Genomic DNA, 17,525 nt, shown 5'->3' with positions numbered 1-17,525 from the left:
ATTAAAAGTCATGATGAGTATGACAAATTTTCGATTGTGAGCCCAGATGATCTATTGCTTAATCATTAAACACTGTCGATCGTTGAACATGTGCGCTGATTACCTCTGCCTGTCGTGCGTCAGACTTTTTTACTCATGACCTTATTCATCAAAAAAGTATTCATCAGGAGTGTGTTATGCAGAGTGTCTGCGCGCCCCGCTCGAAGTTGCCCGATGTTGGCACCACCATTTTTACCGTTATTGGTCAGCTCAGTGCTGAACACAATGCGCTCAATCTCTCCCAGGGTGCGCCAAACTTTGCCTGCGATCCTGCATTGGTGGAATCGGTTGCGCGTGCCATGCGTGCTGGTCATAACCAATATGCGCCGATGAGCGGTGTGGCGGCGTTGCGACATGCCTTGTCAGCCAAGGCGCTGGCTTTGTATGGCACGCTCTATGATGCCAATGATGAAGTGACCGTCATGGCCAGCGCCAGCGAGGGGTTGTATTCCGCCATCAGCGCGTTGGTGCATCCCGGTGACGAAGTGATCTACTTTGAACCTTCCTTCGACAGTTATGCGCCAATAGTGCGTCTGCAAGGGGCGACACCGATTCCTATCGCGCTGTCGCTGGAAGATTTGAGCATTGACTGGGATGAAGTCGCGGCAGCGATCAATAGCCGAACCCGCATGATTATCGTCAACAGTCCGCATAATCCGACCGGTGCGATCTTTGATGAGGAGGATATTGCCCGGCTGACCGCCCTCACCCGCAATAGCGATATCATCATTTTATCTGATGAAGTGTATGAACATGTGGTGTTCGATGGTCGCCGCCATGAGAGTATGGCCTGCCACCAGGCTCTGGCCGAACGCAGTGTGATCGTCTCTTCTTTCGGTAAAACCTATCACGTTACCGGATGGCGAGTCGGTTACTGCCTGGCTCCTGCCGCCCTGACCACGGAGATCCGCAAGGTACATCAGTTCATGATGTTTTCTGCGGATACCCCGATGCAGGTGGCGTTTACCGAGGCACTGGCCGATCCGCAAAGTTATCTCGGTCTGGCTGATTTTTATCAGCAAAAACGCGATATTCTGGCTAATGCCTTGCAAGGCTCACGTTTCGAATTGCTGCCAAGTGGCGGCAGTTTCTTTATGCTGGCCCGTTTTCGTGGTTTCAGTGATGAAACCGACGACCAGTTTGTGTTGCGTTTGATCCGCGATCACCAGATCGCTACCATCCCGCTTTCGGCGTTTTACAGTCATGGTGCCCCCACTGGCCTGATTCGCCTGAGCTTCGCCAAAGATAATGACACGCTGCTGGAAGGCGCGCGCCGTTTGTGTCAGGTTTAAACCCCGGAGAGTAGAGATGAAATCATTGAAAACATTGCTTCTGTTGAGCTGCGCGCTCTCTTCACTGCCTGTATTGGCAGAGACCGGAACACTGCGTTTTGGTTTGGAAGCACAGTATCCCCCGTTCGAGTCCAAAGGCCCTGATGGCAAGTTGCAGGGCTTCGATATCGATTTGGGTCATGCTGTCTGTGAAGCGGCAAAAATGAAATGCGACTGGTTTGATACCTCCTTCGACGGCCTGATCCCGGCCCTGCAGGGGCGTAAATTTGATGCCATCAATTCGGCGATGAACGTGACCGAAAAACGTCGTCAGGCGATTGATTTTACAGACGTAATTTATCGCGTGCCCAGCAAGCTTATTGCGAAAAAAGATTCCGGCCTGCTGCCTGAAGCGGCTTCGCTGAAAGGCAAACATATTGGCGTTCTGCAAGGTTCCATTCAGGAGAGTTATGCCAAAGCGCATTGGGCTCCGCAAGGCGTCGATGTCGTCTCTTATCAAGATCAAAACCAAATCTACCTCGATCTCTCCTCTAGTCGCCTTGATGGTACGCTGGTGCTGGCTCCTGCTGGACAAAATGGCTTTCTCTCACGCCCTGACGGCAAAGACTATGCCTTTGTCGGTGAATCGGTGGTCGATGAGAAAATCCTCGGCAGCGGCATCGCGTTTGGTCTGCGCAAGGGTGATGATGCCCTGAAGAAATCGCTGGATCAGGCGATCGCCAAAGTGAAAGCGGATGGCGTCATTAAAACCCTGTCACAAAAATACTTCGGTGATATTGACGTCTCCGTTCCTTGATTCTGCATCTCCCTGCACATTATTTTTCGGGATAAGGCCACTTATCCCGTTGTTTTTCTGAGTACTCCCCCCTATTTCAAAACGCATCATTTACATATGCCAGCCCTGATATTGCTGACTATAATGGGTAGCTAATTATTCCTGATTCACAGAGTCCTATACTTATCACTGGTTCATCCCCAACCGGATGTTATGCATTTTATTGTATCAAGGAGCCCCTATGTCTCAGAACAACTCGGTAAACCGTCAACTGGTTTTGGCTTCCCGCCCAAAAGGCGCGCCCATAGCAGACAACTTCCGTCTGGAAAAAGGCGCTATCCCACCGATTGAAAACGGGCAGGTGCTGCTGCGCAGCGTCTATCTTTCCCTCGATCCCTATATGCGTGGCCGTATGAGTGACGCGCCTTCTTACGCCGCTCCGGTCCAAATAGATGATGTCATGACCGGCGGCGTTGTATCGCGCGTGGTTGATTCAAAACATGCAGACTTCAAACCCGGTGACTGGGTGTTGGGCATGGGCGGCTGGCAGGATTACAGCGTCGCCGAGGGCAAGGCGCTGCGCAAACTCGAAGGCAACATCGCCAAACATCCGTCACTGGCGCTGGGTGTGCTCGGCATGCCGGGTTTTACCGCGTATATGGGATTGCTGGATATTGGCGAACCCAAAGCCGGTGAAACCGTGGTTGTCGCTGCCGCGACCGGGCCAGTGGGGTCATTGGTGGGACAGATTGCCAAGCTGAAAGGCTGCCGGGTGATAGGAATTGCCGGCGGTGATGAAAAATGCCGCTATGCTAAAGAGCACTTTGGTTTTGACGAGTGCCTGGATCACCGTGCGCCAGAACTTGAAAAACGCCTGGCCAAAGCATGCCCTGATGGCATTGATGTCTACTTCGAAAATGTCGGGGGAGCGGTATTTGACGCCGTTCTGCCATTGCTAAACACCAAGGCACGTATTCCGGTGTGCGGATTGGTTTCACAATACAACGCGACGTCACTGCCGGAAGGTCCGGATCGTTTGTCTTTATTGCAAGGCACGATCTTGAGAAAACGCATGCGCATGCAGGGTTTCATTATTTTTGACGATTATGGTCATCGCTATCCGGAATTTGCCAAACAGATGGGCGAATGGTTCGAAGCCGGAAAAATAAACTTCCGCGAAGATATCACCGATGGACTGGAAAATGCCCCAGCAGCGTTCATCGGTCTGTTGGAAGGAAAGAACTTCGGCAAAGTGGTGGTTCGGGTAGGTAAAGACGACCTCTGACATTCGATAAAGGAATACAGTTACGATGAAAATTTTAATGGTTTTGACCTCACACGATAAATTGGGTGATAGCGGTAAAAAAACCGGTTTCTGGCTGGAAGAGTTTGCGGCCCCCTATTACGTGTTTCTGGATGCGGGGGCCGATGTTACGCTGGCGTCACCGAAAGGTGGGCATCCGCCGCTCGATCCGAAAAGTGATGAGGCAGATGCGCAGACCGATGCCACCAAGCGTTTCCGTCAGGATTACGATGCCCAGAAAACGTTGGCTACGACCAGGAAATTGATCAACATCGACGCCGATCGTTTTGACGCCGTGTTCTATCCCGGTGGGCACGGTCCTTTGTGGGATTTGGCCGAAGATGAAAACTCCATCGCGCTAATCGATGATTTTTATGCCGATGGCAAGCCAGTGTCTGCGGTTTGTCATGCCCCCGGTGTTTTACGCCATGCGCGCAAACCTGATGGAACACCACTGGTTCAGGGCAAACGTGTGACGGGTTTCAGTAACAGTGAAGAAGATGCGGTCGGACTGACCAAAATCGTCCCTTTCCTGGTTGAAGACGAATTGAAAAAACTTGGCGGCGAATACAGCAAAGAAGCCGATTGGAAAGTGTACGCCATTGATGATGGTCATCTGATTACCGGCCAGAATCCGGCATCCTCTGAAGCGGTAGCGCAACTGCTGCTGAAGAAATTGGGTGCATAACTTTTAATGTAAGCAAGGGAGTAAATAATGGCTTTTACGCTCACCAGTAACGACCTGAAAGACGGTAATTCCCTGCCAGAACGTCACGTTTTCAATGACATAGGTTACCCAGGCGACAATCTGTCACCGCATTTGGCCTGGGAAAACATCCCTGAGGGTACCCGTAGTTTTGCCATTACCGTTTACGATCCCGATGCACCCACCGGTTCCGGATGGTGGCACTGGGGTGTGGCAAACATCCCTGCTGACGTGCGTGAGATCCCGCAGGGTGCCGGATCCGGCAAAGGCGGGCTTCCCGCAGGTGCAGTACAGACCCGCACCGATTTCGGCAAAGCAGGATACGGCGGCGCGGCACCACCGAAAGGTGAGAACCATCGTTATCAATTCACAATACATGCGCTGGACGTGGATCATATTGACGTTGATGAAAACGCCAGCGGAGCCGTACTGGGCTTTAACATCCATTTCCACACGCTGGGCAGTGCAACACTGACCGTGACTTACGGTTAATGGGTTACAAGAGGGCGGCCAGCCGACGCGGGTCGCCACTTTCTGAACTTTCCCGCCAGTGATATTTCGTTGTTCCTGTTTTTATTCCGCTGTCTCGACAGATATTTCTGTCACTTAACCCTATCCGCCCAATGAAACGCAGGTTCATGCCGGTGAATTTGATCACGCGCCTTTGTTTTTTTTATTGAATTTCAGCTACTATGGCGCGGATAAAATGCTAAAAAAACCACCGCCTCTTAGGAGCACCAATAAAGTGACTTTTACTAACCTTTCCCGGGTTGCTGCTGCGCTGTCTGTCTCATTGTTGCTGGCAGCCTGTAGCAGTAATAAAGCAGAACTCGTTTCCACTCAGTTGGCACCCGGTACGGCTACCCGCCCGGTGCTCAGTGCAGATGAAGCGCAAATATTCACCCAACGCAATTACTTCGCACTGAGTGGGCAATATGCTCAACCGCTGGAAGATCATTGGATCCCGTCGCTTATCAGCACCGACTCCGTACAAACTCAATTTGTGGTTGGCAGCCAGGTTGGCGTAGATGGCGCAACGTTCACCAGCGTACAGGAAGCGGTAAGCGCCTCACTGCGTGCGCGCAACCATGGTAATCGCATTTTCATCAAACTATTGCCAGGTACCTACACCGGCACTGTTTATGTTCCTGCGGGCGCAGCGCCGATCACGCTGTTTGGTGCCGGTGAATCCGCCGATCAAGTGGTGATCCAGTTGGCTCTTGATTCGATGATTTCGCCAGAAACCTATCGCAATACCGTCAACCCGAAAGGCGAATACCTGCCTGGCGATCGTGCGTGGTATATGTATAACGTCTGTGCCACCAAGCAAAAAGAGACTATTGATACTATTTGTTCTGCCGTGGTGTGGTCGCAAAGCAACAACTTCCAGATGAAAAACCTGACCGTCGTTAATTCCCTGCTTGATACTGTCGATGGCGGGGCACATCAGGGCGTCGCTCTGCGTACCGATGGCGACAAGGCACAGTTGGAAAATGTGCGTTTGATTGGTCGTCAGGATACGTTTTTCGTTAATACCAGCGATATCCAGAATAACTACGTCACCGATCATTACAGCCGGGTTTATGTCAAAAACAGCTACATCGAAGGGGATGTAGATTATGTCTTTGGCCGGGCCAATGCCGTGTTCGATAACGTTGAGTTCCATACTGTTTCCAGCCGTGGTGCGGGCGAAGCCTACGTATTCGCGCCTGATACCATGCCGCAGATACCGTTTGGTTTTCTGGTTATCAATAGCCGCCTGACTGGTGATGGTGGCTTCCAGGGCGATACCAAGGCTAAGCTTGGCCGTGCCTGGGATCAGGGCGCGCGTGAAACCGGCTATGTTGCAGGTCAGACTGCCAACGGTCAGTTGGTAATTCGTGACAGCCGCATCGACTCCAGCTATGACGTTCTCGCGCCTTGGGGCGCTGCGGCGACGACCAACCGTCCGTTTGCTGGCAATATCGCCCCGAACCGCGATCTGAATGATGTGAATTTCAACCGCCTGTGGGAATACAACAACATCGTCGGGGTTGGCGAGAAGTAAAGCAAAAGCCGCACTGGATTGTCCCAGTGCGGAGAATCATGTGAATAGCAATTGTGAATAGCAATAGAGTGCTGAATTACTCGAAAGCGACAATGCTGACCCACATCGGGCCTTTTCCAACGGGATAACGGCCCAATGTGGTCAGGGATCCGTTGTCAGCATTGATACTGGCGACTTCGATCTGATCCGATTTCTGTCCGGCAGTAATTACGTAGCGCCCGTTATGGTCGATATTAAATCCGCGTGGCTGCGCTTCAGTTTTATGGTGCGCCAAGAGGGACAGCACGCTGCCATCTTCTGATACGCTGAAGATGCTCAGCAGGCTGGCGGTGCGGTCACTGCTGTAGAGATAGCGGCCGCACGGCGTGATGTGGATGTCTGCTGCCCAGCGGGTGTCCGTGAAATCCTGTGGCATGGCGTTCAACATCTGCACGGTAGCGTACTCACCCGCTTCGTTGATCTGCAAGACATCAACGGTACTGTTCAATTCATTGATACAGTAGGCGAAACGCTGGTTAGGGTGGAACACCATATGTCGAGGGCCTGCACCAGTAACCGCCGCAATCGCGTCAGGACGATGGGCATTCAGTTCCCCCTCCGGTGACAAATCGAAAATACGGATGCGATCTTCTTTCAGGCAAGGAACCAATAATTTCTGATTGGTGGGATCGATATTGGCAGAGTGACATCCCTGCAGATCGTCTACCTGATGAATTGGCGCGGTGACTATGCCATCACTGCCGATCGGGCTGACGCTGACACAGTTAAAGCTGTACGATGCCGCAAACAGGAAACGTCCCTGGAGATCGGTCGAGATATGGGTCGGACTGCCCGGTAAAGGTGCCATACCGGCTTCTTCCAATGTGCCATCCTGCGCGATGCGATAGCTCACCACACCGAAAGCCGGACGAACCCCCACGTAGAGATGACGCTGATCCGGGCTGATTGCCATCGGTTGCACCTGCCCCGGTACGTCCACCGTTTGTAACAGGGTCAGGGCACCGTCATCGGCCAATTGCCAGGCGTGGATCTGCTGGCTGTCGGGGCTGGCAACGTAGACGACTTGCTTCATCATATCTCCTTAATGCGCTAATTTTAATGTCCCAAAAAGGCAGGACAGAGTGGCAGGTAGCTTACCTGAACGTAATACCATAACCATTCATAACGCTGCCGCAAAGTGGCACGTTGTTTTAACCATCAGATTATGCGTGTAATATCGGCAATAATCTTTCCAATCCCTCCACACTTAAAACGAGACCCGCTATGACTTATCGCGTAATTGCGCTCGATCTCGACGGTACTCTATTAGATCGTCAAAAAAGAATTTTACCTGAATCGCTCGATGCACTGGCGAAAGCCCGGGCCGCTGGCATCAAAGTTGTGGTAGTCACTGGACGCCACCATGTAGCCATTCACCCGTTCTATCAGGCGCTGAAGCTTGATACCCCGGCCATCTGCTGCAACGGAACCTATCTGTATGATTATCATGCGAAAAAAGTCATTTCCTCGGATCCTTTATCCGTTGAGAAGACCCGCCAGGTGATCACCCTGCTGGAGCGTTATGATATTCACGGTTTGTTGTACGTTGATGACGCGATGCTCTATCAAAAAACCACCGGTCCCGTCCTCCGCTCACTTGCGTGGTCTGAAAGCCTGCCGGAAACCCAGCGCCCGAATATTGTTCATGTCGAGAGTCTGGTCGCCGCAGCGGATCGTGCGCAGTCGATCTGGAAGTTCGCCACCTCTCATGCCGACACCCTGGCTTTACGGGAATTTGCAACGCAGGTCGAGAACGATCTGGGTCTGGCCTGTGAATGGTCATGGCACGATCAGGTTGACATAGCAAAAGGTGGCAACAGTAAAGGCAGACGCCTGCAGGAATGGGTCGAGTCCGAAGGACTGAGCATGAGCGATGTCATCGCGTTTGGTGATAACTACAACGACCTCAGCATGCTGGAAACCGTAGGTCTGGGTGTCGCCATGGGTAACGCGGACGACGCGATTAAAGCGCGTGCCAAACTGGTCATCGGTACCAACGAACAACCCAGCATCGCCGAAGTGATTAACACCCGCGTGCTTGGGTAATATGCCTCCAATGCCGAGATGAAACGTAAGTGCCCATGTTGCCACTTACGTTTCAGTTTTTTCGATCGCATGTCTCTTTTCTGATTATGCGTGGCTTTAAGGTAATTGCGCTACCTTCTCTTGTCGCGGTATTAACCATATCGCACAGTCATCCAAAAACTCCGCACAGATCGCTTGCGATACATGACCCATGACATAAAGGTGCAAATAGTGGTTATCCTGTACCAGGTGATATTTTTCCTTGAGAAATTGTTGGCCTTCTTGATAAAACCTTGACTGGAATGTCGCAAGAGACATCACCACCGCCAATCCTGCCGGGTTAGTGAATACATTTTCCAAACCCATTTTTTGTAATTTACGGATTATAAAATCTATCTTTTCAAGAGAACCATGGACCAGATCATACAATCTGGAAGATTGCATCTCTTTGAGGCGAGATAATACCGTTGATGCACGAAATCCATCCCGACTGCCGTAAACCGTAATATCTTTTATTTGACCAAGGTAAGGAACTTCATTGACGCAGCATTTAAACTTCTCGGCAATTTCTTTGCGGCAGACAAAAATATTAGCAGGCATTGGTGTTCCCAATACCTTATGCGTGCTTACAGTAACTGATGATATTGCTGGGTTACTAAATGTATATTCAGCCGTAGGAGTATTCAAGATGCTTTCATCAATATAAGGAATAACAAAGCCGCCGAGTGCCGCATCCAAATGGAGATAGATACGACTATTATTCTTGCTTAACAACTCCACACAGCGATCAATCGGATCATAGGCACAGGTCATTGTCGTTCCTGCCGTTAATACCATGACAATATCTTCATCCGGGGAGATTTTGGCCTGAAAATCAGCAAGATCTATCGCCCCTGAAGGCGTGTCATTTATAATTTTAACCTGCGTGAAACCTAATAAACTGGCAAACTTGTAGATGCTGTAGTGAGCCGATTTCGAGAATACCAGCGTGGCATCAGGGTATAAAGTTCGCCCTATCCACATCCCTTGCAAGTTTCCGAGTGTCGATCCACCGCCGATATACCCCCAACACTCATCTTTCGGTAAACCCAAAAGGGTTGCCATTATCTCTACAGCTTCACATTCATCATCCATTGAATTCGGTAGAGGGCAGTGCTGTGACTGGTAACAATCTCCAAGATTGTTAGTTAAATATCTCAGTGCAGGTGCCATATTCTGACTGAGTGAATCAAGTGGCGATAAATTCACTTGCACACCGATGTAATACTGCTTGTCATGAATTATTTCATTTTGTTGCGATGATTTTTCAGGTGACATCATGCTTCTCCTTTGCCAATAAAATTTTATAATTCTTATTCTTCAACCGACGAAAAATAGGGAATCCAATAAAAATGGCTTGCTTCGGTTATTCAATGAAGAATAGAAGTAATGTAAGCATGGATTAAGACATAACTTATTAGTTGTTGTTCTAACGGAGTCCGAAATTGGATGGGAAAAATAGATTTTTAGGAATTTGTGAAGTCGCCGATTAATCAAAAGCCAAGGGCGTAGCGCAGTAAGCGAGCGTTAATATCGAGATACACGGGTCTACCCGCAGGCGAGGCATCCCTCCGGGAACCTCATCCTACGGCTCCCCCTAAAATGGGGCATTGTAAAGGTCAAGACCTCGAATTCATTTGCCTTTCATTGTCAATCTAAAGGGCGTAGCGAGCTAGCCGAGTTCACTCACGGCCAGCGCGCAGGACCCGGAGCGTACTTAATGTACGTGAGGAGTCCGAGCACTGCCCGGGAGGGAAATGGCGACGCGCAGTAGCCTGTCACCTCGAAATGGAGACGCTTTTGATTTGTGCGTACAACCACTGCCCCACCCTAATCATCAACTCATCCCTGGCCCAGGGTGAAATCCTCGCCCACAGCACGTGGTCGGCCACGGCCAGTTTGACTTCAACCTGATCATCGACGTTGATGCATTCCAGTACTTTGGCGGGCAATACGTTGCGAATACTGCTGGCAGTCGGGGGTTGCATGACTAAAGAGACATCTGATGCATGGATGCGGATGCGCAATTGTGAACCGGATTCGGCATCGACTTTACTGACCCACAAACGTTGGTCACCGAGTCCCAATGCACTCATCGCGTAACGCTGGTGATGTTCGAGCACGTTGACTTGCAGCACGCTGCTTTGCTCATCTTTTTGCAGCCAGGGGCGCAAGGCACTGCTGGCCCAGACGTCCTCAAGATTCCCTACCGCGCGGACTTTACCGGCGTCCAATACCATGACTTTTTCAGCCAGCCGCAGAATTTCATCCATGCTGTGACTAACGTAGAGAATCGGAATCTTTACTTCATGCGTCAGGCGTTCAAGATAGGGAAGGAGTTCGCGTTTACGTGGCAAATCCAGCGACGCCAGAGGTTCATCCATCAAAAGTAATTCAGGCCGAGTCAGCAATGCGCGGCCAATCGCCACCCGCTGTTTTTCCCCACCGGAGAGAGTCAACGGAATGCGGCCAAGAAGATGTCCGATGCCAAGCAGTTCGACAATCGCCTCAAACTGGGGACGCATTCCTGCCGCCATGCCGTATTGCAGGTTTCCACGCACGCGATAGTGTGGAAACAGGCGGGCATCCTGAAATACATAGCCAATCCGGCGTTTTTCCGGTGGCAGGCAGATGCGTTTTTCCACATCCACCAGCACCCGGTCATTAAGCGTAATCCGGCCACTATCTGGATGGGTCAATCCGCCAATCACATTAATCAGGGAGGTTTTCCCTGCGCCGGAGAGACCAAAAATAGCGGTGATGCCCTGAGCAGGCAACGACGCGTTGACACTGAGGGAGAGATCGCCCAGTTGCTGAGTGATATCAATTTCGAGCATCAGACCCCCATACGCCGCCGACCCCAGCGCGCCAGCCACTCGGAAAGTAGCAATGACGCCAGCGAGAGCACGATGGCAATGACACAAAGCCGGGCTGCCGCACCTTCAGCGCCGGGCGTTTCGATAAGCGTATACATTGCCAATGGAATAGTGCGCGTCTCACCGGGAATGTTGGAGACAAAAGTAATGGTGGCACCAAATTCCCCCAGCGAGCGGGCGAAAGCCAGAACGGTACCGACAATAATTCCAGGTAATGACAGCGGAAGCGTGATGGTGAAAAATACCCGCCACGGATTGGCCCCGAGCGTACGCGCAGCCTGTTCCAGCCGCAAATCGATGGCATCCAGCGACATCCTGATTGCCCGCACCATCAACGGAAATGCGACAACAGCCGATGCCAGCGCCGCGCCGCGCCAACTAAAGCTGAAGCTAAAACCAAACCAGCTATAAAGCCATTCGCCAATGAACCCGCGTCGTCCCATGGCAATCAGCAACAGATATCCTATTACCACTGGCGGTAAAACCAGCGGCAGGTGAATGATACTGTCCAGCAACGATTTGCCTGGAAAATGACAGCGGACCAAAATCCATGCCATCAGAATACCAAACGGCAGACTGCACACTACGGCCAGACTGGATACTTTCAGGCTGAGCATCACAGCCTGCCATTCATATTCACTCAACATCATTGTTTAGGGGAGAATCCATATTTTTTGAAGATGGCTGCCGCTTCAGGGCCTTTCAAATAGCTATAGAAAGCACTGACCACAGGCGTTTGACGTTCTTTAACAATAGCCATCGGATATTCAACTGGCTTATGGCTATCTTCCGGGAACATACCGACAACTTTCACTTTTTCACTGGCCACGGCGTCAGAACCGTAAACAATTCCCAATGGCGCTTCTTCACGTTCAACCAACGTCATGGCGCTGCGCACGTTATTGGCGCGCGCCATCGTGGGTTCCAATGTCGTCCAGGCACCCAATTTCTGTAATGCCTCTTTGGCATACAGACCGGCCGGAACATGATCCGGGTCGCCGACGGCCAGACGTCCACCGGCCAACAGCGAAGTCCAGTCCGTTTTAGAGGAGATCTCGACAGTGCCCAGTTTGCTGTTTTTAGGCGCAATCAGCACCAACTCATTCCCCAGCAGAGTGTAACGGGTGTCCTCAACCATCTGCTTTTTATCAATAGCATAATCCATCCACTGTTGGTCAGCCGAGATAAACAGATCCGCAGGTGCGCCCTGTTCTATCTGACGTGCCAGCGTGGAAGAAGAGGCAAAGGATGACACCACCTCAACATTTTTTTCTTTCTGGTACTGGGTCGCAATATCCTGCAATGCATTGGTCAGGGAGGCTGCCGCAAAAACGGTAATTTTATCTGCTGCCATCCCTTGCGTACTGACACCCGCCAGCATGACGGTCACCGCCGCCCAACGTATCCACTTCCCTGTAGCTGACATACTTTTGCAATTATCTTTTTCGTTCATTTTGCTCTCCAGAGTGGCACTCGTTATATAAAAAATAATATAACGCATAAATGAACGTTGTCATGCAATTTATCGGCTGATGAACCGATACCTTGATGTAAAGCGCGTTAAAAAAGAAAACCCGGCACAAAGGCCGGGTTCCCGAAAAATCTACGCGTCAATCAATGGCGTTGATTGCTGTGGCTCTCTTTTGGATGACCCACTTTGGAGATAACGTTGAAAACTTCTCCCAGACCATAGATCAAGCCCAGAATCACCGCCATCACCACGGGTACCATTATCACGGCGAAGACCAGACTTATTAACAAATCCAACATGGTAGCCTCACTTAACTGCCAGTTATGCGGCAAACAGGCCGCTTTCAATAACGCACTGGGATGAATAATAGCAATGAATGCGCCAGATTACTTTAGCTTTTAGCCACCTTCCTGATTCATTGGCATTAAAACCCTTTTACCCTGGCGATGGGTTTGCCTCACTACCCGCTCTTGGGTGACAATGAAAGGATAATTCGACCTGTCTGGACCCTACCTTATTATGCAAGCTGAAATTCTTCTGACCCTGAAACTGCAGCAGCGCTTGTTTGCCGATCCGCGCCGTATCGAATTACTCAAGCAAATCAGGCATACAGGTTCTATCAGTCAGGGCGCCAAACTGGCTGGCATCAGTTATAAAAGCGCCTGGGATGCCATCTATGAGATGAACCAATTGGCCGAGCAAACGCTCGTGGATCGCGCTACCGGCGGCAAAGGCGGCGGCGGCGCAGTATTGACGCGCTATGGCGAACGATTGATTCAACTCTACGATCTTCTCGCACAAATTCAGCAGAAAGCGTTTGATGTTCTAAAAGATGATTCGCTGCCGTTGGACAGCCTGCTGGCGGCAATCTCCCGGTTCTCATTGCAAACCAGTGCGCGCAACCAATTTTTCGGCACGGTGGTAGAACGCGATCACTTGCAGGTTCAGCAACATATCGAGATTCTTCTGGCGGATGGATCGACCCGTCTGCGCGCCGCGATTACTGAGCAGAGCGCCAACCGTTTGCAGTTGCAACCGGGTAAAGAAGTTCTGGCACTGATCAAAGCGCCCTGGGTGACACTTTGCCAGCAACCCGCCCCCAATGATGAGGTGGAAAACCAACTCGCTTGCCACGTCGCCAGCATCCAGCCTGGGGCTGAAAACAGCGAGATCCTGCTGACGTTGATCGGAGGCGAAACCTTATGTGCCACTGTGCCGAATCAACAGGTACAACAACTGGCGTTGGCGGTTGGGCAGAATATCATTGCGCAATTCAACGCCGATCGGGTTATCGTCGCGACGCTGTGTTAAATAAGGTGTTTTCTTTCAAAATCTTGCAGATTCAGGTTTAACAGTTTGCAAATTTGTCAATTGACTGTCTGACGTTCAGGGCTTATCCCTAATCATAAATAAGTTGCATAAAAAGAGATGAATTATGTCGTCATTGCATATTTCGCAAGGCATTTTCCGCCTCAGCGATACCCGTACCCTGAATTTATCCGAATTAACCATCAACTCTGGTGATAGCTGGGCGTTTGTTGGATCCAATGGCAGCGGAAAATCCGTACTGACCCGTGCGCTCGCGGGTGAATTGAAGCAACTGCAAGGCACTCGCCAAAGTGATTTCGAACGCGTCGCGCGAATCTCCTTCGAACAGTTGCAAAAACTGGTCAGCGACGAGTGGCAGCGCAATAACACCGATTTATTGAGCCCTGATGAAGATGACACCGGTCGAACTACCGCGGAAATCATTCAGGAAGAGGTGAAAAATAGCGCGCGGTGCCAGCAACTGGCAGAACAGTTTGGCATCACTTCGCTGCTCTCTCGTCGCTTTAAATATCTGTCGACTGGCGAAACGCGTAAAACGCTGCTGTGTCAGTTGCTAATGGCCGAACCCGATCTGCTGATTCTGGATGAACCGTTCGACGGGCTGGATGTCAATTCCCGCGCGCAGCTTGCTGATCTGCTGGGTTCGCTGTCGAAACAGGGCTATACGCTGGTGATGGTGCTTAACCGCTTTGATGAAATCCCCGACTTTGTACAGCACGTAGGGGTATTGGCAGATTGCAGTCTGACCACGGTAGGGAGCCGTCAGGATGTGCTGTCTGAAGCGTTGATTGCGCAACTGGCACACAGTGAAAAACTGGACGGCATGTCACTGCCCGAGACGGAAAACCCACTGCAACGCAACACCTTACCTCCTGATTCCCCTTGCATTATTCTGCGCAACGGCGTGGTGAAATACAACGATCGCCCTATTCTGCATGGCCTCAGTTGGCAAGTTAACCCCGGCGAACACTGGCAAATTGTCGGCCCCAATGGGGCAGGAAAATCTACGTTGCTCAGTCTGGTTACTGGCGATCATGCCCAGGGCTATAGCAATGATCTGACGCTGTTTGGCCGTCGCCGCGGAAGTGGTGAAACCATTTGGGATATCAAACGCCATATCGGCTATGTCAGCGGCAGTCTGCATCTCGACTATCGCGTCAGTTCCAGCGTGCGCAATGTGATACTGTCCGGTTTTTTTGATTCGATCGGCATTTATCAGGCGGTTTCAGATCGCCAACAACAACTCACCAACCAGTGGCTGGCGTTATTGGGACTGAACGGGACGATGGCAGACGCGCCTTTCCACAGTCTGTCATGGGGCCAGCAACGTTTGGCGCTGATCGCCCGGGCGCTGGTTAAACATCCGACCTTGTTAATTCTCGATGAGCCTTTGCAGGGACTTGATCCCCTGAACCGTCAGTTGGTGCGCCGCTGGATAGATGTGCTGATCGGTGAGGGCGATACCCAATTGTTATTTGTTTCGCATCATGCGGAGGATGCGCCACAGTGCATTACCCATCGCCTGACCTTTGTGCCACAGGACGATATCTATCGCTATCAATTGGATACGCTCTAACCCCCGCCGTTTCACTCTTGTATGGCAGGTGCCCAAAAGCACCTGCATGACATATCCCGCAACACTTCTCGCGAGCACATCACATCCTGCCATTTATCATAAAGATAACAGTTGAAAAAGTGAGGAGACGAGATGTCCACTGCCTTGATGATTATTGATCTGATTGACGATTTGGCAGGCCCCAAAGGACGCGCAAATCATTGCCATGAACAGGTCATCGAACGCGATTTGGTCGCCAAGAGTAATCAGGCTGCTGCCTATGCGCGGGTGCGTAAAATCCCCGTGATCTGGGTCAGAGTGGGATTCGACGATTTTTACCGGGATATCCCTCCCTATTCGCCGCTATTCAGCACACTCAAGCAGGTTGGTGCACTGAGGCTCAGCGGTCCCGGCTGTCAATGGTTGCCAGGTCTGGAAGTGTTGGCCGATGACAAAGTCATTGAAAAAAAAGCGATTTCAGCGTTTGCAGGAAACGCCCTGCTCAGTTGGCTGCAACAACATCGCTGCCACCATTTATTGCTTGGCGGCATCAGTTCACAGTTGGCAATTGAAAGCACCACAAGACAAGCACATGACCTTGGCTTTCAGGTCACCGTGTTACAGGATTTATGTGCGGCTCCAACCCTGGACGCCCATCTGCAGAGTATGGAAACGTTACAAAACCTGGCGACTATCAGCAGTTCTGCAGATTGGATGAATCAGTAAGTCACTAAAAAAACCGCTTCTTTTGCGATACAAAAGCCACTATGGTAGCGGTTACACTTAACCCCATACCCTGTAAGACAGGTTGCTTTATGGATTCAAGCCTCTCTCGCGCCTTGCCATAGGGCTTTACAGCGTAATCGTCAGCATCACCGCATTCTCATCTCTCAATAACCATGCTAAGATTGCGAGTGTAAACGATTCCATTTATTTAGTCTGGATCACCTTTTTCCCTCGTAGAGCATGCTATCTTTTCTGGCATTGACCCGATCAAGGAGCAAAGTATGTACGTTTTAGTCACAGGTGGTAGCGGTTACATTGGTAGTCACACCTGCGTGCAACTGTTGGAAGCCGGTTATACCCCGGTCATCCTCGATAACCTATGCAACAGCAAGTCCGCGGTACTGGAGCGTATGACCACGCTGACCGGTAAAACCCCCGTTTTCTATCAGGGTGATATCCGTGACCGTCAGGTGCTGGCTGATATTTTTACCCGTCATGCCATTCACGCAGTCATTCATTTTGCGGGTCTGAAAGCGGTGGGTGAGTCCGTTGCCAAACCCTTGGCCTATTACGACAATAATGTCAACGGCACGTTGACGCTGCTGGAAGCCATGCGCGAAGCGAACGTGAAAAACCTGATTTTCAGCTCCTCCGCCACCGTGTACGGCGATCAACCGAAAATCCCATATACCGAAAGTTTCCCAACCGGTACTCCGTCCAGCCCTTATGGCCGCAGCAAACTGATGGTCGAGCAGATTCTGCAAGATCTGCAAAAAGCGGAAAGTGACTGGAGCATGACTATCCTGCGCTATTTCAATCCGGTAGGTGCCCACCCGTCGGGGCTGATGGGCGAAGATCCGCAGGGCACACCGAATAACCTGATGCCTTATATTGCGCAGGTGGCCGTTGGCCGTCGTGATTCCCTGGCGATTTTTGGCAACGACTATCCGACCGAGGATGGCACTGGCGTGCGCGATTATATTCATGTTGTCGATTTGGCTGACGGCCATCTGGCAGCAATGAAAACGCTGCACAACCAGCCGGGTGTTCATATCTATAATTTAGGGGCAGGCTACGGTTACAGCGTTCTGCAAGTGGTCGATGCCTTCAGCAAGGCCAGCGGTAAAAAAGTCGCTTACCGCTTTGCGCCACGCCGTGATGGCGATTTGCCTGCCTATTGGGCAGACCCAGAGAAAGCAGCGAAAGATTTGAACTGGCGGGTCAGTCGCTCACTTGACGATATGGCAGCAGATACCTGGCGCTGGCAGTCAGCCAACCCCCAGGGCTATCCGGATTAAAGGAA

At 51.1% G+C, this 17,525-nt stretch carries 17 protein-coding genes; 11 read left to right on the top strand and 6 right to left on the bottom strand.

The genetic code is table 11. The features are described from left to right. Nucleotides 1-176 precede the first annotated feature (176 nt). The 6 genes from DRI82_RS02090 (at nucleotide 177) to pemB (ending at nucleotide 6,162) form a co-directional block, all read left to right on the top strand. A complete protein-coding gene (locus DRI82_RS02090; RefSeq protein WP_114191833.1) occupies nucleotides 177-1,331 on the top strand; it encodes a methionine aminotransferase in 1,155 nt (384 codons plus the stop codon). Between the two features lie 16 nt (nucleotides 1,332-1,347). Next, the gene (locus DRI82_RS02085; RefSeq protein ID WP_114191832.1) at nucleotides 1,348-2,127 is read left to right on the top strand and encodes an ABC transporter substrate-binding protein; all 780 of its coding nucleotides are present in this window, start codon (nucleotides 1,348-1,350) and stop codon (nucleotides 2,125-2,127) included. 220 nt (nucleotides 2,128-2,347) lie between these two features. Then, entirely contained in the window at nucleotides 2,348-3,391 is a 1,044-nt protein-coding gene (locus DRI82_RS02080; protein WP_114191831.1) for an NADP-dependent oxidoreductase, read from the top strand. A gap of 25 nt (nucleotides 3,392-3,416) precedes the next feature. Beyond that, complete coding sequence (locus DRI82_RS02075) at nucleotides 3,417-4,097, top strand: type 1 glutamine amidotransferase domain-containing protein (protein WP_114191830.1); 681 nt, start codon at nucleotides 3,417-3,419, stop codon at nucleotides 4,095-4,097. A gap of 27 nt (nucleotides 4,098-4,124) precedes the next feature. Then, nucleotides 4,125-4,607: a kinase inhibitor gene (locus DRI82_RS02070; protein WP_114191829.1), complete on the top strand. Its 483-nt coding sequence runs from the start codon at nucleotides 4,125-4,127 to the stop codon at nucleotides 4,605-4,607. Between the two features lie 253 nt (nucleotides 4,608-4,860). Then, on the top strand, nucleotides 4,861-6,162 hold the full coding sequence (pemB, locus tag DRI82_RS02065; protein ID WP_170138657.1) for a pectinesterase PemB: 1,302 nt from the start codon (nucleotides 4,861-4,863) through the stop codon (nucleotides 6,160-6,162). Nucleotides 6,163-6,238: 76 nt separating this feature from the next. Here pemB and pgl read toward each other — a convergent pair whose 3' ends face one another. Next, the gene (gene pgl / locus DRI82_RS02060; RefSeq protein ID WP_114191827.1) at nucleotides 6,239-7,234 is read right to left on the bottom strand and encodes a 6-phosphogluconolactonase; all 996 of its coding nucleotides are present in this window, start codon (nucleotides 7,232-7,234) and stop codon (nucleotides 6,239-6,241) included. A 191-nt stretch (nucleotides 7,235-7,425) separates the two neighbouring features. On the opposite strand from pgl, the gene DRI82_RS02055 reads away from it, so the two are divergent. Continuing rightward, nucleotides 7,426-8,247, top strand: coding sequence for a pyridoxal phosphatase (locus tag DRI82_RS02055; protein ID WP_114191826.1), 822 nt, complete (start codon nucleotides 7,426-7,428; stop codon nucleotides 8,245-8,247). 96 nt (nucleotides 8,248-8,343) lie between these two features. Here DRI82_RS02055 and DRI82_RS02050 read toward each other — a convergent pair whose 3' ends face one another. The 5 genes from DRI82_RS02050 to DRI82_RS02030 all read right to left on the bottom strand — a co-directional run bounded on the left by DRI82_RS02050 (nucleotide 8,344) and on the right by DRI82_RS02030 (nucleotide 12,911). Continuing rightward, nucleotides 8,344-9,546, bottom strand: coding sequence for a pyridoxal-dependent decarboxylase (locus DRI82_RS02050; RefSeq protein ID WP_114191825.1), 1,203 nt, complete (start codon nucleotides 9,544-9,546; stop codon nucleotides 8,344-8,346). Nucleotides 9,547-10,043: 497 nt separating this feature from the next. Then, nucleotides 10,044-11,102: a molybdenum ABC transporter ATP-binding protein ModC gene (modC, locus tag DRI82_RS02045; protein WP_114191824.1), complete on the bottom strand. Its 1,059-nt coding sequence runs from the start codon at nucleotides 11,100-11,102 to the stop codon at nucleotides 10,044-10,046. Then, nucleotides 11,102-11,791 (bottom strand): molybdate ABC transporter permease subunit, encoded by a 690-nt coding sequence (gene modB, locus DRI82_RS02040; RefSeq protein WP_114191823.1) that lies wholly within the window; start codon nucleotides 11,789-11,791, stop codon nucleotides 11,102-11,104. Before modB ends, modC begins: the two co-directional genes overlap by 1 nt. Beyond that, nucleotides 11,788-12,594 carry a molybdate ABC transporter substrate-binding protein gene (modA, locus tag DRI82_RS02035; RefSeq protein WP_425452616.1) on the bottom strand — a complete coding sequence of 269 codons (807 nt, stop codon included), beginning with the start codon at nucleotides 12,592-12,594 and terminating at the stop codon, nucleotides 11,788-11,790. The genes modB and modA overlap by 4 nt, the downstream gene beginning before the upstream one ends. Before the next feature lie 161 nt (nucleotides 12,595-12,755). Further along, the gene (locus DRI82_RS02030) at nucleotides 12,756-12,911 is read right to left on the bottom strand and encodes an AcrZ family multidrug efflux pump-associated protein (RefSeq protein WP_114191822.1); all 156 of its coding nucleotides are present in this window, start codon (nucleotides 12,909-12,911) and stop codon (nucleotides 12,756-12,758) included. Nucleotides 12,912-13,131: 220 nt separating this feature from the next. Between DRI82_RS02030 and modE the strand changes: the two genes are divergently transcribed. The 4 genes from modE to galE all read left to right on the top strand — a co-directional run bounded on the left by modE (nucleotide 13,132) and on the right by galE (nucleotide 17,520). Further along, a complete protein-coding gene (gene modE / locus DRI82_RS02025) occupies nucleotides 13,132-13,923 on the top strand; it encodes a molybdenum-dependent transcriptional regulator (RefSeq protein ID WP_114191821.1) in 792 nt (263 codons plus the stop codon). 124 nt (nucleotides 13,924-14,047) lie between these two features. Further along, nucleotides 14,048-15,517 (top strand): molybdate ABC transporter ATP-binding protein ModF, encoded by a 1,470-nt coding sequence (gene modF, locus DRI82_RS02020; protein ID WP_114191820.1) that lies wholly within the window; start codon nucleotides 14,048-14,050, stop codon nucleotides 15,515-15,517. A 132-nt stretch (nucleotides 15,518-15,649) separates the two neighbouring features. After that, nucleotides 15,650-16,222: a cysteine hydrolase family protein gene (locus DRI82_RS02015; protein WP_114191819.1), complete on the top strand. Its 573-nt coding sequence runs from the start codon at nucleotides 15,650-15,652 to the stop codon at nucleotides 16,220-16,222. A gap of 281 nt (nucleotides 16,223-16,503) precedes the next feature. Further along, the gene (gene galE / locus DRI82_RS02010; protein ID WP_114191818.1) at nucleotides 16,504-17,520 is read left to right on the top strand and encodes a UDP-glucose 4-epimerase GalE; all 1,017 of its coding nucleotides are present in this window, start codon (nucleotides 16,504-16,506) and stop codon (nucleotides 17,518-17,520) included. The last annotated feature ends 5 nt before the right edge of the window (nucleotides 17,521-17,525 follow it).

The organism is Edaphovirga cremea, from assembly GCF_003332275.1.
Taxonomy (GTDB): Bacteria; Pseudomonadota; Gammaproteobacteria; order Enterobacterales; family Enterobacteriaceae; genus Edaphovirga; species Edaphovirga cremea.
This window is presented reverse-complemented; position numbering and strand designations above follow the sequence as displayed.